At 68.8% G+C, this 20,339-nt stretch carries 20 protein-coding genes; 9 read left to right on the top strand and 11 right to left on the bottom strand.

The features are described 5' to 3' along the window. Nucleotides 1-43: 43 nt before the first annotated feature. From ACZ6SA_RS18530 to ACZ6SA_RS18510, 5 genes are all read left to right on the top strand, one after another. Nucleotides 44-1,210, top strand: coding sequence for a DUF4185 domain-containing protein (locus tag ACZ6SA_RS18530; protein WP_465829165.1), 1,167 nt, complete (start codon nucleotides 44-46; stop codon nucleotides 1,208-1,210). Next, nucleotides 1,207-2,217, top strand: coding sequence for a DUF4432 family protein (locus tag ACZ6SA_RS18525; RefSeq protein ID WP_465829163.1), 1,011 nt, complete (start codon nucleotides 1,207-1,209; stop codon nucleotides 2,215-2,217). Before ACZ6SA_RS18530 ends, ACZ6SA_RS18525 begins: the two co-directional genes overlap by 4 nt. Next, nucleotides 2,214-2,984: an SDR family NAD(P)-dependent oxidoreductase gene (locus ACZ6SA_RS18520; RefSeq protein ID WP_443153675.1), complete on the top strand. Its 771-nt coding sequence runs from the start codon at nucleotides 2,214-2,216 to the stop codon at nucleotides 2,982-2,984. Before ACZ6SA_RS18525 ends, ACZ6SA_RS18520 begins: the two co-directional genes overlap by 4 nt. Before the next feature lie 232 nt (nucleotides 2,985-3,216). Further along, nucleotides 3,217-3,636: a peptidase inhibitor family I36 protein gene (locus ACZ6SA_RS18515; RefSeq protein WP_347648029.1), complete on the top strand. Its 420-nt coding sequence runs from the start codon at nucleotides 3,217-3,219 to the stop codon at nucleotides 3,634-3,636. Then, nucleotides 3,627-4,550: a hypothetical protein gene (locus ACZ6SA_RS18510; RefSeq protein WP_465829160.1), complete on the top strand. Its 924-nt coding sequence runs from the start codon at nucleotides 3,627-3,629 to the stop codon at nucleotides 4,548-4,550. Before ACZ6SA_RS18515 ends, ACZ6SA_RS18510 begins: the two co-directional genes overlap by 10 nt. Here ACZ6SA_RS18510 and ACZ6SA_RS18505 read toward each other — a convergent pair. From ACZ6SA_RS18505 to ACZ6SA_RS18455, 11 genes are all read right to left on the bottom strand, one after another. Further along, nucleotides 4,509-5,945 carry a S10 family peptidase gene (locus ACZ6SA_RS18505; protein ID WP_347648031.1) on the bottom strand — a complete coding sequence of 479 codons (1,437 nt, stop codon included), beginning with the start codon at nucleotides 5,943-5,945 and terminating at the stop codon, nucleotides 4,509-4,511. The genes ACZ6SA_RS18510 and ACZ6SA_RS18505 overlap by 42 nt on opposite strands. Nucleotides 5,946-5,962: 17 nt before the next feature. Beyond that, nucleotides 5,963-7,189 carry an enolase C-terminal domain-like protein gene (locus tag ACZ6SA_RS18500; protein WP_347648032.1) on the bottom strand — a complete coding sequence of 409 codons (1,227 nt, stop codon included), beginning with the start codon at nucleotides 7,187-7,189 and terminating at the stop codon, nucleotides 5,963-5,965. After that, the gene (locus ACZ6SA_RS18495; protein ID WP_465829156.1) at nucleotides 7,186-10,170 is read right to left on the bottom strand and encodes a glycoside hydrolase family 38 N-terminal domain-containing protein; all 2,985 of its coding nucleotides are present in this window, start codon (nucleotides 10,168-10,170) and stop codon (nucleotides 7,186-7,188) included. Before ACZ6SA_RS18495 ends, ACZ6SA_RS18500 begins: the two co-directional genes overlap by 4 nt. Beyond that, entirely contained in the window at nucleotides 10,170-10,979 is an 810-nt protein-coding gene (locus ACZ6SA_RS18490; protein ID WP_347648034.1) for a carbohydrate ABC transporter permease, read from the bottom strand. Before ACZ6SA_RS18490 ends, ACZ6SA_RS18495 begins: the two co-directional genes overlap by 1 nt. Then, nucleotides 10,976-11,827 (bottom strand): carbohydrate ABC transporter permease, encoded by an 852-nt coding sequence (locus tag ACZ6SA_RS18485; protein ID WP_347648035.1) that lies wholly within the window; start codon nucleotides 11,825-11,827, stop codon nucleotides 10,976-10,978. Before ACZ6SA_RS18485 ends, ACZ6SA_RS18490 begins: the two co-directional genes overlap by 4 nt. Before the next feature lie 46 nt (nucleotides 11,828-11,873). Continuing rightward, complete coding sequence (locus tag ACZ6SA_RS18480; RefSeq protein WP_443153681.1) at nucleotides 11,874-13,127, bottom strand: ABC transporter substrate-binding protein; 1,254 nt, start codon at nucleotides 13,125-13,127, stop codon at nucleotides 11,874-11,876. Between the two features lie 42 nt (nucleotides 13,128-13,169). Further along, nucleotides 13,170-13,868 (bottom strand): FadR/GntR family transcriptional regulator, encoded by a 699-nt coding sequence (locus tag ACZ6SA_RS18475; protein WP_347648037.1) that lies wholly within the window; start codon nucleotides 13,866-13,868, stop codon nucleotides 13,170-13,172. Nucleotides 13,869-13,941: 73 nt separating this feature from the next. Then, entirely contained in the window at nucleotides 13,942-14,196 is a 255-nt protein-coding gene (locus ACZ6SA_RS18470) for a DUF305 domain-containing protein (protein ID WP_465829153.1), read from the bottom strand. Between the two features lie 46 nt (nucleotides 14,197-14,242). Beyond that, nucleotides 14,243-14,404 (bottom strand): hypothetical protein, encoded by a 162-nt coding sequence (locus tag ACZ6SA_RS18465; protein WP_465829151.1) that lies wholly within the window; start codon nucleotides 14,402-14,404, stop codon nucleotides 14,243-14,245. 58 nt (nucleotides 14,405-14,462) lie between these two features. Next, nucleotides 14,463-15,023, bottom strand: a complete 561-nt coding sequence (locus ACZ6SA_RS18460; RefSeq protein WP_347648040.1) for a dihydrofolate reductase family protein — start codon at nucleotides 15,021-15,023, stop codon at nucleotides 14,463-14,465. Between the two features lie 35 nt (nucleotides 15,024-15,058). After that, entirely contained in the window at nucleotides 15,059-16,168 is a 1,110-nt protein-coding gene (locus tag ACZ6SA_RS18455; RefSeq protein WP_465829149.1) for a LacI family DNA-binding transcriptional regulator, read from the bottom strand. Between the two features lie 227 nt (nucleotides 16,169-16,395). Between ACZ6SA_RS18455 and ACZ6SA_RS18450 the strand changes: the two genes are divergently transcribed. The 4 genes from ACZ6SA_RS18450 to ACZ6SA_RS18435 are packed head-to-tail and all read left to right on the top strand — an operon-like array spanning nucleotide 16,396 to nucleotide 20,305. Further along, complete coding sequence (locus ACZ6SA_RS18450) at nucleotides 16,396-17,556, top strand: ABC transporter substrate-binding protein (RefSeq protein WP_347648042.1); 1,161 nt, start codon at nucleotides 16,396-16,398, stop codon at nucleotides 17,554-17,556. 39 nt (nucleotides 17,557-17,595) lie between these two features. Further along, nucleotides 17,596-18,471 carry a branched-chain amino acid ABC transporter permease gene (locus ACZ6SA_RS18445; protein ID WP_347648043.1) on the top strand — a complete coding sequence of 292 codons (876 nt, stop codon included), beginning with the start codon at nucleotides 17,596-17,598 and terminating at the stop codon, nucleotides 18,469-18,471. Beyond that, a complete protein-coding gene (locus ACZ6SA_RS18440) occupies nucleotides 18,468-19,526 on the top strand; it encodes a branched-chain amino acid ABC transporter permease (protein ID WP_465829145.1) in 1,059 nt (352 codons plus the stop codon). Before ACZ6SA_RS18445 ends, ACZ6SA_RS18440 begins: the two co-directional genes overlap by 4 nt. Next, complete coding sequence (locus tag ACZ6SA_RS18435; RefSeq protein ID WP_443153727.1) at nucleotides 19,526-20,305, top strand: ABC transporter ATP-binding protein; 780 nt, start codon at nucleotides 19,526-19,528, stop codon at nucleotides 20,303-20,305. Before ACZ6SA_RS18440 ends, ACZ6SA_RS18435 begins: the two co-directional genes overlap by 1 nt. The last annotated feature ends 34 nt before the right edge of the window (nucleotides 20,306-20,339 follow it).

The raw sequence follows: 20,339 nt of genomic DNA, 5'->3' as shown, positions 1-20,339 counted from the left end.
TAATGACTAGAACTGTAGGGAGCCTCCTCCCCTAGGACCAGTGATGACGCGATTCCGCTCCGCCCTCGCACCCCTCGCCATCGCGTTGGCCGGCCTGACGGCCGTGCCGCAGCCGGTCTGGGCCGCGCCGCCCAAACCCGCGCCCTCCGCCGCACCGCAGGAGCAGCCGGCCACCGCCGCCTCCGAGTGCGCCCCGACCGTCGCGGGCGCCACCACGAACGCCCGCCTGACCACGTTGTTCACCGCCTACGGCAACGACAACAGCCGCCTGGACGACTGGACGGGCGCCGACGGCACCTACTCGCTCGAACTGCCCGGCGGGAAGGACCTGTGGATCTTCTCCGACACCTTCCTCGGCCAGGTCAACCCCGACGGCTCGCGACCGCCCGTGGTCGAGGAGGGCGGCACGACCGTCTTCCTGAACAACACGTTCGCCGTCGAGCGCGACGGCAGGCTGTCCACGATCCACGACGGCACCGCCGAGAAGCCGACCGCGGTGATGCCGCCGCGCGACGAGGACCACTGGTTCTGGGCCGGCGACGCGACGCTGGCCGGCGGCGTCGTCGAGGTCACCTACCAGGAGTACGAGCGCTTCGGTGACGGCGCGTGGGACTGGCGCTGGCATCGCAACGTGGTGGCCAGGTTCGCCCCCGGGCGGCTCGACGAGCCGATCAGCGTGCACGACCTGCCCTCGGGGCACGGCGTCTCGTGGGCCTCGGCGACCCTGAAGGACGGCGGATACACCTACGTCTACGGCGTGGAGGATCTCGGGTCGCCGAAGTACATGCACGTCGCCAGGGTCAAGGGACAGAGCCTGCTGGGCCGCTGGGAATATCTCAAGGCCGACGGCACCTGGTCGCCCGACGAGGCCGACTCCGCGCGGGTGATGAGCGGGGTGGCGAACGAGTACAGCGTCAGCAAGGTCGGATCCGGATATGTCCTGATCACTCATGACACCACCGAGGCGCTCAACCCGAACATCGTCGCCTACTCCTCCTGCTCCCCGGCCGGGCCGTTCACCGGCAAGCAGCACGTCTACACGACCCCCGAGACCAAGGGCGACGTCTTCACCTACAACGCCCACGCGCATCCCGACGTCGACGGCGACGGGCTCGTGATCTCGTACAACGTCAACAGCTTCGTGAACACCGACCACTACCGTGACGTGTCGATCTACCGGCCCCGATTCCTGGATGTGACGTTCGAGTGAGGCGTAACTGGGCGGCCCGCCTGCGGCACGTCACGATCGACGGGCTGCGGGCGGTCGTGCTGGAGAACGAACGGCTGCGCGTGACCGTCGTGCCGGACAAGGGCGGCGACGTGGTCGAGTTCCTGCACAAGCCCACCGACACCGACTTCGTCTGGCTCTCCCCCCAGGGCCTGCGCGACCCGCGCGACCACCTCCAGGGCGCGGCCGACGACGTCGCCCAGTTCGTCGACCACTACGAGGGCGGCTGGCAGGAGGTCTTCCCCAGCGGCGGCGCGCCGAGCGAGTACCGGGGCGCGCGGCTGGCCCAGCACGGCGAGGTCTCGGGGTTGCCGTGGGAGTGCGAGGTCGTGTCCGACTCCGAGGAGGAGGTCGCGGTGCGGCTGCGCGTGCGCACGCGGCGGCTGCCGTACGCGGTGGAGAAGGTCTTCCGGCTGCGGTCGGGCACGATGGCGCTGGAGATCGAGGGGCGGGCCAGCAACGAGTCCGGCCTGCCGCTGCACGCCATGTGGGGCCAGCACATCGTGTACGGCCTGCCGTTCCTGCGGCCGGGCGCCAGGATCAGGCTTCCCGAGGGCGTGACCGTGATCCCGCACGATAGCGCGATCGGCCCCGGCGGGCGGCGGGTCCAGGCGGGCGGGCCCTGGCAGTGGCCGGTCGTGCCTGCGGACGGGGGCGGTGAGACGGATCTGAGCGTGGTGCCGGAGCGGGGTGCGCCGAGCGACATCGTGTATCTGACCGGCTTTGACGAGGGATGGTACGAAATTTCTGGGGATATCGGTATGCGGGTGGAGTGGGATGCGACGCTCCTGCCGTACCTGTGGATGTGGCAGGAGCTCGGCGCGTCCACCGGCTACCCCTGGTGGGGACGGGTCTACACGGTCGGCCTCGAGCCCTTCTCCAGCATGCCCACCGACGGCCTGGCCGCCGCCGTGGCCAACGGCACGGCCCTCACCCTGAACCCCCACGAGACGAAAGAACTGCGGTTGCGCGCGGAGGTGCTGGTATGAGCGAGTTCGGCGGGAAAGTCGCGCTGGTCACGGGCGGGTCGATGGGCATCGGCCGGGCGGTGGTCGACCGGCTGGCCGACGGCGGGGCGTCCGTGGTCTTCTGCGGCGCCGACCAGAGCGCCGAGCTCGACAGCGAGCACGTCGTCGGCAGGGTCGCCGACGTCCGCAGCGCCGGCGCCATGCGCGACCTCGTGGACCTGGCCGTGGCCAGGTTCGGCGGGCTCGACATCGTGGTGACGTGCGCGGGCGTGCAGCGCTACGGCACGGTCGAGGACACGCCGGAAGAGGTCTGGGACGAGGTGCTCGACATCAACCTCAAGGGTGTCTATCTCGCGTGCAAAGCCGCGGTGCCGAGGCTGCGGGCCCGCGGCGGCGGCTCGATCGTGATCATGTCGTCGGTCCAGGCGTTCTCCTCGCAGGCCCAGGTGGCCGCCTACACCGCGAGCAAGGCCGCGCTCAACGGCCTGACCAGGGCCATGGCGCTCGACCACGCGGCCGACGGGATCAGGGTCAACGTCGTCTGCCCCGGCTCGGTGGACACGCCGATGTTGCGCTGGGCGGCCGACCTGTGGCGCGGCGAGCTGTCGCAGGAGGAGCAGGTGGCGCAGTGGGGCCGCTCCCACCCGCTGGGCCGCGTGGCCAAGCCCGATGAGGTCGCCGAGATGGTGGCGTTCCTGGCGAGCCCGCGCGCGTCGTTCATCACCGGGGCCGAGCACCGCGTGGACGGCGGGCTGCTGGCCCAGAACCCGGCGGCGCTTCCGGAGTAGGTCGAGCGGAGACCACAGGTTCCTCCACCGGCGCACCAGAGCCGGCAACAGTTCCGTCAACGCGACGAAAGGCCACGTCACAGGACTGATACGAGTGAGTCGGCGGGCCGGGGCACGCGACCTCGCACGGGCGCGCAGCCCTTACGGGATCGGCGAGTCACCACGACTCGCGTTCGATTCGGCACGCTAAGTTACCGAGGTCGAAAACGACTCACCGATCGAGGAGAGACCTGTGAGGCTATCCAAGAAGGCCGCCGGCATCGTCGCCGTGGCCGCGATGTTCACCGTGGCCGCCCCCGCGGCCACCGCGGTGGCGAGCCCCCGCTCGACCTGCTACGGCGGTCGTGTCTGCCTGTACGCGGGCTTCGACTACAACCGCGGCCAGATCGACCACTGGCGTGACTTCGTCAAGGACGACTCCAACCTTGCCGACAACAACTGGCTGAACTGGGACTTCAGCAACACCTGGCACAGCATGGACAACGAGACCAGCTCGGTCAGGAACCGGGTCGGCTGCAGCGCCACCCTGTGGCAGCACCCCGGCTACACCGGCGCGCACAGCACGTTCACGCACAACTCGAACGACGGCTACCTGTCGAACAACGCCATCGGCAACAACCGCACCAGCGCGATCGACATCTGGTGCCGCTGAGAAATGACGGGAGTGCCGGTTTCCGGGCTTGGCCGCCGGAAACCGGTCGCCGGGGGCTCCTCGCGAGCACGCTGCTGCTGGTCGCGTCGGCCGCGGCCTGTGCCGCCGACGAGCCCGCCGCGCCCGCGACGTCCGGTCCGGACGCCGCCGCGATGACGCAGCTGGTGCTGCCGTTCGACGCCTACAAGACCACTCCCAAGCAGCGGGCCGTTCTGGGCAATGCCCACAACCATCTCGTCGTCCAGTGCATGCGCGAGCGGGGCGACACCGTCACCCCTCCCGCCGAGGACGCCGACACGATCGCCGCGGTGGATCCCGGCAACTCCCGCCGCTACGGTGTCTCGGACATCGGGGCGGCCAAGCAGTACGGCTACCACCTGGCCAGGCCGCCCTCTCCCGACACGACCGGCGCGTGGGCCGCCAAGCTGCCCAAGCCGGTCCGCCACCGCCTGTACGGCACCGCCGCCGACCGCGGCTGCCTGGACCGCGCGACGCAGGCCCTGGACAAGGGGGCACGCAAGGCGGACTGGCCGTGGTTGTCGCTGCAGGACTCGCTGACGCTGGAGCAGGCGGCCAAGGACCCCGCGGTGAAGGAGGCGGTCAAGCGCTGGCAGTCGTGCATGAGCCAGGCCGGCCACTCCTACCCGTCGCCGGAGGCGGCCATCGCCGACAAGCGCTGGAGCCTGGACGATCCGGAGGTCACCGAGGAGGAGAAGCAGACGGCGACCGCCGACACCCGGTGCAAGTGGTCGTCGGGCCTCGTGCTGGCCTGGTACGGAGCCGACTCCGAACTGCAGGAGGACGTCATCGCCGACAATCCCCAGCGGTTCGCCGCGCTCCGCGCCAACCTCAAGCAGCGGCTGAAACGGGCGTCAAGCCTGCTGGCCCAGCACAAAAGCGGCGAGGTCGGCTGACTGGCGCAGCCTGCTGGGCTCGTGGACGTACATCATGTGGCCGGCCTCGTAGTACTTGAACTCGACGTTGGCAGCCAGTTCCGCGGGCACCGGCAGGTGGGCGAGGGCGTGCTCGGCGGCGTAGTAGGGGGTCGCGCCGTCGTGGTAGCCGCCGGCCACGTGCACGCGCAGGTGCGGGTTGGCGCGCATGGCGGCGGCCAGCTTGTCGGTGACGCTGACGTGCGCGCCCTCGAACTCCTTGAACGACCACGGGTAGACCCGCGAGGTGAGCACCTCGTACGGCAGGTCGTTGGCGTAGCCGAGCTCCGTGCGCAGGTAGTGGTTGAGCCCGGCGCTGTACGGCCCCATGATCGCGTTGATGCTGGGGTCGGCGAAGAAGCGCTCGCGCCCCGCGTCGGGGTCCCAGCCGGTGAAGCGCCCGTCGAGGCGGCCGACGACCTGGCGGCGCGGGCGCAGCAGCTCGGTGAAGAACCGGATGTGCTCGATCCGCAGGTTCACCCGGTCGACGTAGTCCTCGCTGAGCCCGGTCAGCGCGGCGATCCTGGCCACGGCGGACGCGCGCTCGCCGGCGGTGAGCCGGTTGCCGCGGGCCAGCGCCCACGGGTAGTCACGCTCGGCGAACTCCTCGGCCTCGCGCAGCACGTCGGCCAGCGGCCGGTCGCCGTGCAGCCCGTGGTAGTGGGCGATGGCCGCGTAGGTCGGCAGGTAGAGGGCGTGGGCCAGGTCGTTGCCCTCGTTGAACTCGCCGGTGATGAAGTCGAGCACCGAGGAGATCAGCATCACGCCGTTGACGTACATGCCGTATCGCGACTGCAGGTGCTCGGCCAGCCCGGCGGCCCTGACCGTGCCGTACGACTCGCCCGCCAGGAACTTCGGCGACATCCACCGCGCGTTCCTGGTGGTCCACAGCCTGATGAGCTCGCCGACCGACTCCAGGTCGCCGGTGAAGCCGTGGTACGGCTCCGCCTTCTCCCCCTCGGCCGCCCGCGAGTAGCCGGTGGAGACCGGGTCGATGAAGACCAGGTCGCTCACCGCCAGCAGGCTCTCCTCGTTGTCGGCCAGGCCGTACGGGGGCGGCAGGAGCGCGCCCGCGTCCCCCATGACGACCCGGCGCGGCCCGAGCACGCCCAGGTGCAGCCAGACGCTCGACGAGCCGGGACCGCCGTTGAAGGCGAACGTCACCGGACGGGTCAGCGGGTCGGCGCCGTCCAGCGTGTACGCGGTGACGAACATCTCGGCCTTGGGGCGCAGGCCGTCGAAGGCGCCGTCGGTGTAGACCTCCTCGCGCAGCACGATCGTGCCCGCGGTGGCGGTGTACCGCTCCCCCGACGGCAGGGCGTGGGAGGTGGTGACCAGGTTGTCGGCGGGCGGAGCGGGCCGCGAGGGTTCAGACATACCGCATCATTATGGTGCTAGTCCACGGACGCGACGGTGGGGTCGGCGAAGCGCGCGTTGGGCACGGTGGCGTACCAGCCGGGCCGGCCCGGGTCGCGGTCGTACGGGTAGCCGCCCATCTCGCGGTAGAGCTCGGCGTATTCCGCCACCCGCTCCCTGTCGAGCCGCACGCCCAGCCCCGGACCCTCGGGCACGGCGATGGCGCCCTCCGAGTACGCCATCTTGCCGCCCTCGATCACGTCGTCGCGCAGCTGGTGGTAGTGCGCGTCGGCGGAGTAGGTGAGGTTCGGCAGCACCGCGCCGAGGTGGAGCATGGTCGCGAGCTGGATGCCGAGCTCGCCCGACGAGTGCACGGCCACCCCGATCTGGAACGTCTCGCACACCCCCGCCGCCTTCACGCACGGCCGGATGCCGCCCCAGAAGGTCGTGTCGAGCAGCACCACGTCGGCGGCCCTGCGGAGCACGTTGGAGGCGAGCTGCTCGAAGTTGACCACGACCGTGTTCGTCGCGAGCGGCACCCTGACCTGCTCGCGCACGGCCCTGAGCCCTTCGAGTCCCCAGACCGGGTCCTCCAGGTAGTCGTTGTTCAGCCCTTCGATGGCCCGGCCGAAGCGCAGGCCCTCCGCCACCGACAACACGGCGTTCGGGTCGTACCTGAGCCGGTCGCCGGGGAACGCCTCGGCCAGCGCCCGGTAACACTCCAGCTCGTAGTCCGGCGGGAACACGCCGCCCTTGAGCTTGTGCACGGTGAACCCGTGCGCCGCCTTGAGCTCCGCGGTGTGCGCGACGAGCTGGTCGGGCGTGCGGATCTCGGCGTGGCCCTCGGCGGCGTACCGGAAGAACAGGTAGGAGGCGAACGGGACGGCGTCGCGGACGCGCCCGCCCAGCAGGTCGCTGGCGGGCACGCCGAGGTGCTGCCCGATGAGGTCGACGCAGGCGAACTCGATGGCGGCCAGCAACTGGGTCCTGTTGTTGTAGAGCGAGGCCGTCGGGTTGGCGATCTTGAAGCGGAGCGCCTCCAGCTGGAAGGGATCATGATCCTTCAGGTACGGCACGAGCGCGCGGAAGGCCGACTCCGCGCTCTCGCCCCCGCCACCCATCTCCCCCAGGCCGATCAGCCCGTTGTCGGCCTCGACCTCGACGATCGTGCGGACGAACCGCCCCCAGTGCGCGCCGTTGCTGTGCCGCAGCGGCGCCTCGAGCGGGACCGCGACCGTCGTGGCCCGGATGTCAACGATCTTCACGCGCACGTCCCCCAGACGACGGCGACCCCGCAGGCGGGCAGCCGTACCTTGACCGACTCGTCCACGACGTCCAGCCCGCGGACCGAGCGCAGGCCCGGCAGCGTGACCGTCGCCTCGACCGGCTCGGCGGCCAGCGACTGGAGCCGCACCACGCGCTCGTCACCCGACCGCCCGAGCGACGTGACCAGCACGTCGGGGTGGTCGACGGAGACGTACGTCTCGGTGGCGGCCGGGCCGTCGTCGATCAGCGCGCCGACGAACGGCTCTGTCAGTCCCGAGGCCACCGCCGCCCCGAGCCGCCTGCCCTCTGTTCCGCTCTCGCTGGTGACCGCGTAGCGGAACGTGGTCTCGCCCTGCTGCTGGGCCGGGAAGTTCGTGTCCCAGATGTTGTTGAGCGCCCACGAGTAGACCGTGCCGTCCTCCTGGTCGAGGGTCGGCGGGAACGGCGCGTACGGCATGTGGATGGTGCCGAGCTGCACCAGCGGCGCCTCCAGCGTGGCCCAGGCGATGGTCAGCTCGGAGTCCTCGAACGCGATCCAGTGCCGGATCGGCAACATGTACTCGGCCGAGCCGGGCACTCGGGGCACGTCGGGGCCGCCGACGCCGCCGGTCAGCTCCCAGGCCGTGGCCTGGCCCGCGGCGAACGGGAAGGCCAGGAACACCGCCTCCTTCGAGGGGGTGCCCTGCTTGGCGAGCTGGTAGGTCAGGTCGACCCTGGGCACGCCGTCGTGCAGCTCGATCGTGGTGCGCAGCCAGTCGACGCCCTTGGCCCGCAGCTCCACGACGAGCTTCTCGCCCACGGCGGTGCGCTGGACCTTGGTGATGACGGCGTTCCTGCCGATGGCGCGGTCGCCGAGGAGGGTGCGGTCATGCGCCCCCACGTGTCCCGACATGTGGTTGAAGTGCGGGGCGGTGGCGTACTGGTCGTAGACGTACTGGCCGAAGCCGGCCGCGGCCTCGCCGTTGACCAGCTCGCGGCCCGCCCGCTTGTCGAAGATCGAGCTGACGTAGCCCTCGCGCACGTCGTACGCCACGCGGTAGAACTCGTTCTCGATCACCCCGTCCAGGCCCAGCTCGACCGGCTCGGGGGCCTGGGTCTGGCCGGGCACGACGTCGAGGCGGGCGTAGCCGTACCCCGGGATGTCCTCGACGACCGCGTGCACGTGCCGCCCGATCGGCCGGGTCGGCCAGTCCACCGGGTCGACCAGCTCCTCGTGGTGCGGCAGCGTCCGCCCGGTCCGCGCGTCCACCAGCGCGATCGGCACGTCCACGCCCACGACGTCCCTGGGCAGGAACGCGCGCACGACGTCGGTGCGCGCCCGCGTGCCGGGGTTGAAGACGGCGAACGCGGCCAGCGCGCCGCCGGTTCCCCTCTCGTCACCGCCGCCCGTCAGCGCGGCGGCGAACCTGCGGGTCGCGGCGTGCAGCAGGTCCGACGCGTCGTCCTGGGCCTGGTAGGCGCCCGACGACTTGCGCGTCCACTGCAGGCCGCCCGAGTCGCCCGCCTCCTCGGCGTCCTCCCACGGGTTGGCCGCGCCCCACGTGTGCTCGTTGAACAGCGCCACCTTGTCGTAGGCGGCGTCGATCTGCTCGGTGGTGTCCTCGCCGGCCAGCGTGTGCAGCGTCTCGGCCACCCGCAGCGCCGACTGGGCCCTCCGCACGTAGCCGAGCGGGCGCGCGCCCGAGCCGAGCCCGTCCGCCCACCAGTCGGTCCAGTCGCCCTCGTGCACGGAGAGCCGGTCGAGGTAGCGCTCCTCGACGTGCTCGAAGAAGTCCTTGTTGGCGGCCGAGCGCAGGCGCGGGTAGGCCCACTTCTCGTTCCACCTGCGGGCGATCGACGCCGGCACGATCGACGGGCCCGCGTTGTCGGCGTGCGCCCCCTGCACCCGCAGGTGCAGCACGTCCAGCTCGTACGGCTCCTTGGGCGCGTCCGGCCCCTGCCACCCGAACGTGCCCGGCCCGTACGGGTAGCCCCGCGTGGCCAGCGCCGACAGGTAGCGCGGCAGCAGGTCGTCGGCCAGCTCGAAGGAGTCGGTCAGCCCGACCGTGTTGCCCTCCATGTACGCCATGCCGTGCGGCGTGTCCGTGAACCACACGATGACCTCGTTGCCGCTGGGCGCCCGCCACCGGAACGGCCTGGTCAGCTTGTCGCCGCCGTGCAGGTAGGGCACCGACCGGCCGGCCCAGTTGTGGGCCGCCGCCAGGTAGCGCACGCCGTGCGCGCTGAGCGCGTCGACCAGGCCGACGACCGCGCCGGGCACGTCGGTGTGCATCGCGGACGTGGTGGCGAAGCCGTACCGGTCCTTGAGCTGGGAGGTGAAGCGGAGCTGGCGGTGCAGCTCCTCGGTCGAGCAGGCTTCGGTGTGCAGCTGGAACGGCAGCGCGGTCACCTCGATGACGCCCTCGCGGGCCCGCGCGGCGAACGCCTCGACCATCTCGGGCGGCCGCGCGTCCAGCCACTTCAGCGCCGGCATCGACGACTCGACGCTCCACCGGAACTTGGCGTCGTCGGGCCAGGACGAGGTCTCCTCGGCCAGCCGCAGCGCCGCGTCCAGGTAGTCGAGGTGGTGGCGGAGCACCGTGCCCTGCGGGTCGGTGTAGCCGATGTCCAGGTGCGAGTGGTGCACGACGAACACGCTCCACTTGCGCTGCGGCGTCACCGTGACCTGCGCCGAGCCGACCACGCCCGCGTCGTCGCGGCACTCCAGCGTCAGCTCGCGCGGCGCGTCGACCTCCGGCACCAGCAGCGTCACGTCGCTGCCCGACGCGCTGTCCGCGTCCACCAGCGTGTGGGTCAGCGGCTGGGTGCTGGACACCCTGACCGCCTGGCGGCCGTCGTGGGTGAACAGCGGCAACACCGAGACGCGCACCTCCAGCCCGCGCACGCTGATCACCGGGGTCGAGGTGTCATCGCGCAGCGCCTGCCTGATCCCGTCATAGTCGGGACTGCCCAGGCTCCGCTGGAGCAACCGGCTCGTCATCAAACACTCCCTAGAGACAGGCCCCTGGCGAAGAGGCGCTGGGTGGCGAGGAACAACACGACCGTCGGCAACGAGACCACGAGGCCCGCCGCCAGGCCGACGGGCACCGGGGTTCCTGCGTACACGTCGGTCATGAGGCCGGCGATGGCGGTCATCACGGGCCGCACCTCCTCGGTCTGCGTCAGGGTCAGGCCGAAGATGAGGTCGTTCCAGATGAAGGTGAACTCGAGGATGAACACGGCGGCCAGCGCGCTGGCCGAGATCGGCAGGTAGATGCGCCAGAAGATCCGCCACGTGGACGCGCCGTCCATGCGCGCGGCCTCGAAGATCGAGAAGGCCACGCCGGAGTAGAAGTTGCGCAGCACGAACGCGGCCAGCGGCACGTTGATCGCCGTGTAGATGAGGATCATGCCGAGCCTGGAGTCGTACAGGCCGGCGTCGCTGTAGCCGACGAAGAGCGGCACGAGCAACATCTGCGAGGGGAAGATGGTGCCGCCGAAGATCAGCAGGAACCACCAGAACCCGTACTTCAACCGCAGCACCACGATCGTGTAGCCGGCCAGCGCGCCCACGAGCACGCCGAGCAGCGGCGAGACGACGCTGTAGAGCGCGGTGCTGGCCAGGCTCCGGGTCAGGTCGGCGCTGTCGAGCGCCCGCGCGAAGTTCTCGAACAGCGCGAAGTCGCCGGACGGCACCCACGCGCTGCCCGGATCGTACGAGTCGGCCGGGCGCGCGGCGTTGACCAGCAGCAGGTACGTCGGCCCGAGCCAGACCAGCCCGAGCACGACGAGCACGGCACGCCTGATCATGTCGCGGTCACCTGCCTCTTGAGATAGAGGTAGGACGCCAGGCCCGTGACCACGGTCAGCATCACCGCGACCGCCGACCCGTAGCCGTAGTCGCTGGCCACGAACGTCTCCTTGTACATCGTCACCGCGAGGGTCTCCGAGTTGCGGCCTGGCCCGCCCTGCGTCAGCACCCACACGATGTCGAACGTCTTCAGCCCGGCCACCAGAGCGAGCCCCACCACGACGGCCGTCAGCGGCCTCATCAGCGGCCAGATGACGTGCCGGAACAACCGCCACCCCGAGGCGCCGTCGAGCCGGGCGGCCTCGATGGGCTCCTTGGGAATCGACTGCAGGCCCACCACGAACAGCAGCGTGTTGACGCCGAGCTGCTGCCAGGTCCAGACCAGCAGCATGGCGACCGTGTTGGCCGGCGCGTCCTGCAAGAAGGCGGTGTCCACGCCGAGCATCAGGTTGGCGATCCCACCGTGCGACAGGATCGGGCTCCACACCATGGCCAGGCCGGCGCCGCTCAGCGCGTACGGCAACATGAACGGCAGGCGGTACCACGCGCCGCCCCTGAGGTCGTACGACAGCACCGCCACCAGCAGCCCGAGTCCGACCGGCAGCACCATCGTGCCGACCACCCAGATGAGCGTGTTGCGGGTCGAGGTGAGCAGCGCCGGGTCGTCGAACAACTTGGCGAAGTTGCGCAGCCCGATCCACGCCGGCGGCTCAAGGCCGTCGTAGCGGGTCAGGCTCAGGTAGGCCGTCCACACGAACGGCGCGTAGAGCAGCCCCGCGACCAGGAGAGCGGCCGGGGCGACGTAACCGTGCTTGAAGCGGCCGAGCAAGGGAGCGCGCGTGCTCATGGCCTCACTCCGTGAGGCGGGCTCGGTCGCCCGGATGCTCCCTCGCTCACTGATGCGTGCTCCAGTACTCGTCGGCGGCCTGCTGGATGGTCTCCAGGACCTCCTTGTACGAGCCCGGCTGGGTGACGAACTTGCTGAACCCGTCGAGCGCGGCCGTCAGCACGGGCGGCGGCGTGGCCTCGAAGTAGCGGTTGACCAGGCGGTACTTCCCGCCGCCCGCGTCCTTGGTGACGGCGCCGAGCGCCTTGTCGTCGATCTCCACCTTCGGGTTGGCGCTCACGTCACCCCGGCTCGTCGCCCACTTCTCCTGGGCCTCGGCGGTCGTCCACCACTTGAGGTATTTGGTGCTGGCGTCGGGGTCGGCCGCCTTCGTCAGCGAGCACAGCGGGCCGCTCTCGAAGATCATCGAGGTCTTGGGCAGAGCGGGGTTGACGTTGGGGATGACGAAGAAGTCGTAGTCCTCGCCGGCCTTGAGGTTGCGCTGGGTCATGCTGGTGTTGAACCAGGTGCCGAACGACACCATCGCGGCCTTGCCGTTCTTCAGCACGTCGCCGGGGTCGGTCTTGTCACCCGGGTTGATGAAATATCCGGCGTCGATCAGCTGCTTCCACTTCTCCATCACCTGCACCACGCCCGGGTCGGTGTACTTCGCCTCGCCGGTGGACAGGCGGTCGTACAGGTCGGGGTCGGTGCCGGCCAGGAGCTGCTCGAACCAGACGAACGAGAACAGCACGCTGGTGTGGTAGAAGGCCTTCACGCCGTTCTGCTTCAGCGTGTCGGCGACCTTGATGAGGTCGTCCCAGGTCTCCGGGGGCTTCAGGCCGTGCTTGTCGAAGATCTTCTTGTTGTAGAACATGCCCCAGTAGGCGACGTTCATCGGCACGCAGTACTGCTTGCCGCCGATCGTGTAGTAGGGCATGAGGTCTTTCGACAGGTCGCCGTTCTTGATCGCCTCCTGCCAGATGGCCGAGGTGTCGGCCACCTGCTTCTGCTTGACGATCTGCTCCAGCATTCCCCCGGTCTGCCAGGTGAACAGGTCAGGCTTGACGTCGGTGCGGAACGACGCCTTGATGAACGCCTGGTACTGGGCCGAGTCGGTGTATCCCGTCGGCTTGATGCTCAGGCCGACGCTCTGCTTGGACAGAGCACTCATCTCGTCGAAGTACTTCGTCCAGGCGCCCTTGTCGTTGTACAGCGTCAGCTCGGTCTTCTTCTCCCGCGGCGCGTCGGCGCCGTTGCCACCGCAGGCGGTCAGGACGAGCGCCGCCACGCCGAGCGTGACCACACGTGACCGGAACATGGGCCGGCCTCCTTGTTTCCATCGGGGGTTCAACCGGGGGGTTCAACCCGGGGGGTGCAACCTGTGCTCTATGACCGTCCTGACCTCGACCAGATGGGCCCGCATGCGCTCCTCGGCCTGAGCCGCGTCGCGCGCCTCGATGGCCTCCAGGATCGCCAGGTGCTCTTCGTAGTCACGCCGCCGGTCGTCGAAGATCTGCAGGATCTCCCGCTGCTCCGGCCCGTGGACGAGGAGCAGCGAATCGACGACCTCGTGGAGCACGCTGTTGCCCGCCATCCGCGCGGTCGCCCGGTGGAAGGACATGTTCGCCTCGTGCAGCTCGGCGTCGTCGCCGCGCAGGTGCTTGCCCGCCCGGTCGAGCACGCCTTTGAGCGCGGCCAGTTCCTCGCCCTCCGCGTTCTGCGCGGCCATCGCCGCCAGCGGCGGCTCGATGACGATCCGCGCCCCGAGCAGCTCGACGAGCTGGGCGGCGTGCACCTCGCGCATGTTGGGGTTGGGCAGGACCAGCCGCTCGATGGCGGCGCCGACGTAGATGCCGGAGCCGTGCCGCAGCTCGATGGCGCCGGTGGCCTCGAGCCTGCGCAGCGCCTCGCGCAACGTCGGGGTGGTGACGGCGAAGCGCTGGGAGAGCTCCCTGGTCGAGGGCAGCCTGTCGCCTGGCCGGTGCCCGCCCTTGCGGATGAGCTCCAGCATGCGCTCGGTGAGAGCGTCGGAAAGCGTGGGCCGCGTTACCTCGGACATATCAAGTGATCTAATCACTTATCGCCATCGGCGTCTATGCGCCGAGCAAAACTCACGGCAAAGGATGCGGCCGTCACCCGGAGAGCAGGTCCCGCATCATGTCGATCTGCGCCGTACGCGAGGCCCGCACCTGGGCGGCCCACTTCTGGACGGCCGGGTTGGCCCCGTCCAACATCTCCGTGGCCGCCATCCGGGCAGCGTCGCCCTGGTGCTCGATGAGCAGGCCGAGCAGGTCGCGCTCGAAGTGAGCCGACCGCCTGAGCGCCTGGATCCGCCTGACGTCGGTCTCCGGCATGCCGCCGGCGTTCAGGGGCGGAACCTCGGACACCGTCGCCTCCTGCGGATAGGATGGTGCTTGTGCTTTCGGGCATCGGTCAGGGCTTGGCCGTCGTCTCCCGCGTAAGCGAGGCGAGAAGCCGCTTCCTATAGGGAGCGGAGGAGTCACCATCTGCCGCGGCGTTGACCGGGACGTCCGGGGCCTCCTCGCCGCAGGCGACCGCGAGCAGGAGGACCAGCGCCGCCAGGATCTGCCTCACCGGCTGCTCCGATCCCTTAGGAAACCTTCCTAAGGGATTGGGAGCCGGCGCGCAAGGGTCACGTCACCTGGTGGCGGAGGTAGGCGACGCCGGAGTCGAACGTCCTGCTCTCGACCAGGCGTGTCTTGACCGAGGCGGCAAGCTCAGGGAAGAACCGCCTGCCCTGGCCCAGCACGACCGGGTGCACGAGCAGCCGGAACTCGTCGACCAGGCCGAGCCGCACCAGGCTGTGCGCCAGCGTCGCCCCGCCCACCTCCAGGTCGCCGCCGTCCTTCCGCTTCAGCCTCGTGACCTCCTCCTCGAGGTCGCCGGTCATGAGCGTGCTGTTCCAGCCCACCTCGGTGAGCGTCCTCGAGAAGACGTATTTCGGCATGGCCCGCCAGACCCGAGCGAAGTCCGTGACGACCGGCGGGGCGTCCGGATGCTGGTCGGCTGTGGGCCAGAAGGCCGACATGTTCTCGTACAGGCGCCTGCCGTAGAGGGCGCCCCCCATGCCGCGCGCCATGTCGTTGCAGAACGCGTGCACCTCTTCGTCGGGGGCGGTCCAGCCGATGTCGCCGCCGGGCGCCTCAACGTAGCCGTCGAGCGACACCATCATGCAGTAGATGACTTTTCGCATGCCTGTAGAGACCTCCGGGGCCGGCGGAACTCATCTCATTTCAGCGGGGCGGCCGCCCAGCCGTCTTTCTCGCCGGGCTCGCCGCGAGTCCCCGGCGCCGTGACAGGGGCCGTGACAGGGACGACCGAGGAGCTCGAGTCACGCACCACCAGCCGGGGCTGGAGTGCGACCGACCCGCTCGTCCGCCCCTCAAGCAGGTCGATCAGCGATCGTGCCGCCGTCTCCCCCATCTCCCGCAGGGGCGTGTGGACGCTCGACAGCGGGATCGGAAGATCCTGCGCGATCGCGATGTCGTTGTAGCCGACCAGCGCCATGTCGCGTCCCACGACCAGCCCGTCATCCCTGAGCGCCCCCATCGCCCCTATGGCCGCGGAGTCATTGACCGCGAAGATCGCCGTTGGGCGTCGCGGCAACGTGAGCAGCTCCTGCGCAGCTCGCCGTCCCCCCTGGGGGTCGAAATCCGTGTGGACGATCTGCGCTCGGCCGACGGTGACGCCGGCTCGTTCGTACGCCTCCACGCATCCTCGGACCCGATCCAGAGCAGTGGGGTAACGCGGCCCGGCGATGATGCCGATCTCGCGATGACCCGCGGCCAGGAGATGCTCGCCCACCAACCGCCCTCCCAGCGCGTCGTTTCCGGTCACCGACACGTGCCCTTCGGCACGGTGGTTGACCAGGACATGCGGAGTCCGGGAACGGGACAACTCTTCGTAGATCTTCTCGTCGAGGGTGGGGTCGCCGATCACCAGCCCGTCGACCCTGCGGCTGAGCAGCATCTCGACCCGCTCCCGGCGCCGTTCCGGCGCGCCCAGGGTGTTGGTGACGATGGTCTGGTAGCCGAGGCCGAAGGCCGCGGTGTCGATACCGCTGAGAATCGTGGCCAGCACGACGTCGTGGAGCTTCGGCAGCAGGACTCCCAGCACCATGCTGCGTCGGGTTCGAAGGCTCGCCGCGGTGAGGTCGGGGCGATAGCCCAGCCGTTTGGCGACCTCCCGCACCCGCTCTTCGGTCTCGGCGAAATCCGCCCTGCGGGGTCCGGGTGCCCGTCGGAGAATCCTCGACACCGTCGAAGGATGCACTCCGGCCACCTCCGCGATCAGCTTGTGCGTCGGCGGCTTCGATCCACGGCCTGACGGCTCGTTCATCGACTGTTGCCTCCCCATGTGAAGGTGCGGAGTCGCGGGAATTCGTCCCGATGAAGCACTTGACAGGCAGCGTACATGCAGTCGATTGTAGCTACATGCAGTCGACTGTAGGTAGATGTTCGAGCATCAACCTCGGGCCGGCTACTCCAAGCCAGACCGGGCATCACCCAGCCAGGTCATGAAACGGACGCGGAGCGCACAGCGTCTGATCAGCTAAGAGGCACAAGATGCGTACCAGAACACTCGCAACAGCCGTTGCCCTCGCCCTCACGGCCGTAGGTTGTGCAAACTCGGCCGACGATCCGGGTTCCGGCTCGGGCCCCATCAAAATCGGCCTCTCAACCCCCCTGTCAGGATCAGCCGCCGCGCTCGGGGAGAACGAACGCAACGGCGTGCAACTGGCCATCGATCAGGTCAACAAAGACGGCGGTCTCCTGGGGAGCAGGAAACTCGCACTCGCCGCCCAGGACAACGCCTGCAACCCGACCGATGGCGTTGGATCCGTCACCAAACTCATCACCCAACAGCAGGTGTCCGCAGTGATCGGCGCTCTCTGCAGCGGGGTCACCCTTGCCGCGATGCCGCTGGCCAAGCGATATCAGGTGCCACTGGTGGTCTCCACGTCCACGTCGCCTGACATCACCACGGCAGCAGGCAAGGGAGGCAACGACTTCACCTTCCGGATCAATCCCTCTGACGCGACGCTCGCCGTCGCCTTGTCCTCCTACCTGCAGGCAGCAGGCGATGTACGCGAAGTCGCCATCCTTGCCGAAGACAGCACGTACGGCCGTACAGGTGCCGCCGCCCTGGAAAAGGCGCTCGCCGACAAGGGCATCAAGGCGACGGCGGTCGACTTCGTGGCCCAGGGGACCTCCGACTTCTCAACGCAGATCAGCAAATATCGCAACAACGGCACTCAGTCGGTCGCCCTCTACATCACAGGCGCCGATCATCTTTCGTACCTGCGCCAAGCCGCCAGCGCCAGGCTGGGGCTGCCAGTGACAGGCCGCGTCGAACTCGAGGGCCAGAACCTCGAGATCCTCAAGGACAAGCAGTTCGCCGGATCGTCCAGTGTCTATCCCTACAGCTCCCTGATCCAGACGCCGGCGAACGCGAAGTTCGCGAAAGCCTATGAGAGCGCGTACAAAACCCAGCCCACCTATGAATCATTCGAGGGTTACAGCGCCGTCATGGTGATCGCGGATGCCATTCGCCGGGCGAACAGCGCCGAGCCGAAGGCCATTCAGAAAGCCCTGGTGAGCACCGACCTCGCCTCTCTCACCGGGGGAACGCTGAAATTCGATGCCCACCACCAGGCCCATGACAAGGCATTCATCATGCAGATCAAAAATGGCAAGACCGTCATCGTGTCGGATGTCGTCACCTGATCCGTCCCCGTCGACAGACTGACGACTGGAGGTCATCGCGTGGACGCGACGTACACCGGGGAACTCATCGCCAACGGCGTGGTGCTGGGGTCCAGCTATGCGCTGCTCGCCGCAGGCTTGGCCGTCATATTCGGAGTTCTCAACGTTGTGAACTTCGCCCATGGGGCGTTGTACATGCTGGGGGCGTTCGCCGCCTACTTCTTCATCCCGCTCGCCGGCTACTGGCTGGGCATCCTGCTCACCGCGGCAACCATGGCGATCATCGGCATCGTCATGCAGGAAGGCTTGCTTCGTCGCCTTCCCCCTGACGGAGCATTCTCCAGGACCATGCTGCTGACCCTGGGCCTGGCCATGATCATCCAGAACGGCGCGATCCTGCTCTGGGGCGCCGGGCCACGGCAGTTGCCCGAGGACAGCAGGCCGCAAGGTCACCTCGTGCTGGGAGACGTGATCATCCCGATCGGACGCGCCTTCATCGTCGTCGTGGCAGTCGTCACGCTCGGGGCGCTCTACCTGCTGCTCAGCCGGACGCAGGTGGGCCGGGCCATGCGCGGCGTCTCGCAGAACCCCACGGCAGCGATGGTCGTGGGAATCTCTCCGGAGCGGATCGGCCGGCTGGCGATGGCGCTGGGTGTCGGCCTGGCGGGCATCGCCGGCGCGACCTTGACGCCCGTCTTCACGGTCAGCCCGCAAATGGGCATCACGATCGTCTTCAAGGTCTTCGCCATCGTCGTCATCGGTGGCCTGGGCAGCGTGCCCGGAGCAGTGATCGTTTCCTATCTCGTCGGCATGCTCGAAAGCTTCGCCGGAGGTTACGGATCCGCCATGACCCAGAGTGTCAGCGTCTTCCTGTTCATGATCGCAATTATGTTGGTGAGGCCGCAGGGCCTGTTCTCGACAGAGGTACGAGTATGACGGCGGACCTGAAAGTGCATGATCCGGCCGGAACAGGTGACGCGATGTCGGGCAAGCCCTCGTCTCATCTGACGAAATGGCTGGGAGGCCGGCACCTCAATCCGCTGCTTCCCACAGCCGCCGCCATCGCGCTGGCACCCGCCGTGGTGACCGACGACTATTTCCTCGACGTCGCCAACCTCGCACTGACCTTCATGGTGCTGGGAACGGCCTTCAACCTTCTGTACGGCTACGTGGGAATGCTCTCCTTCGCGCAGGTCGCCTTCGTCGGCATCGGTGGTTACGCCACCAGCTGGCTGGTGACCCACACCGACCTGTGGCAACCCGCGGCCTTTCTCGCCGGCGGCGGAGTGGCCGCCCTGGTCGCCGCGGCGGTCGGAGCCGTCACCGTGCGCCTGTCGGAAGGCGCATTCGCCATCATCACGCTGAGCTTCACCTTGCTCTGCGCGATCGTCGCGGCAGAGTGGACCAGCGTGACCGGCGGAAGGCAGGGCATGTTCGGACTGCCTGCCCCGTCATTGTCCCTGGGCTCCGTCGAGCTGACCGCGGACACGCCACGAAGCTACTACTACCTGCTGGCCGGCTTCACCGTGCTCGCCTTGTGGGCCATGCAACGCCTGGTCAGATCCGCCGCGGGCAGCGTGATGATCGCCATCCGCGACAACGAGCCGCTGGCCAAGTCACAGGGCTACGCGACGAACACGTACAAGCTCGCCGTCTTCACCTTCTGCGCGTTCGTCACCGGGATGGCAGGAGCGCTCCACGCATTCCGGCTGACCACCATCGACCCGTCCATCTTCGACTTCTACCTCATGCAGGTGATGCTCATCATCGTGATCCTCGGAGGTGCCGGAACCTTCTGGCCGGTCGCCTACAGCGCCGTGCTCTTCGCCGTCCTTCCCGAGGTGCTGCGCATGGCGGACGAGGCCCGCCTCATCGTTTACGGCGCGCTGCTGGTGCTCGGACTGCTCTTCGTCCCGCAGGGTGTCGGTGGATTCCTCCGTGCACGAGCGATGAACAGACAACTGCGTGGCATGAGAGGTGGTCCCTCGTGATGACCGCCCCCGGGGGCACTGCCCCTCCAGCCCTGCGGGTCACCGGCCTGGGGAAGTCGTTCATGGGCGTCGCGGCACTGTCAGATGTCGATTTCGCACTCAACGCGGGAACGGTGCTCGGCCTCATCGGCCCGAACGGATCGGGTAAGTCGACGGCCCTTGACTGCGTGACCGGCTTCGTCCAACCCGACAGTGGACAGATCCTGCTGGACGGGGAGTCCATCTTCGGCAAGGCGCCGCACGTCATCGCCAGGGCCGGCCTGGTGCGGACGTTCCAGACCGTGAAACTGTACGACCAGCTCACCTTGGACGATCACCTGAGTCTTTCGCTGCGCGGGTTGGACAGGACAGGGCGTTCAGGAAGCGCTCGCAGGCGCTCGTCGGACATGAGCCGAGCGACGTCCTGGCTGGTCAAATTCGGGCTGGAGCAGCTTCGTTCAGCGCCTGCCGGCATCCTGTCCTACGGCCAGAAGAAACTGCTCGCCCTGGCCGCGGCGCTCGTGACCCGGCCCCGGATCGCCCTGCTCGACGAACCCCTGGCGGGAGTGAATCCGCGGATCATCGACTTGATCCGCGAGGCCATTCTGCAGGCCAACAGCGAGGGCCAGACGTTTCTCATCATCGAGCACAACGTCGAGTTCATCACCTCCTGCTGCTCCGAAGTCGTGGTGCTGGACGCGGGCAAGAAGCTCGCCGCGGGACCGCCCTCGGTCATCTGGGACGACCCGGCCGTGTACGAAGCCTTCCTCGGCAGAAAGGGGGACGGTCATGCCGGCTGATCGGCATCTGAGCGTCTCGGCGTTCTCCGCCGGA

Source organism: Nonomuraea sp. NPDC049378, assembly GCF_055586745.1.
Note: the sequence above shows the minus strand (reverse complement) of the source record. Positions and strands in the feature narration are given on the sequence as shown.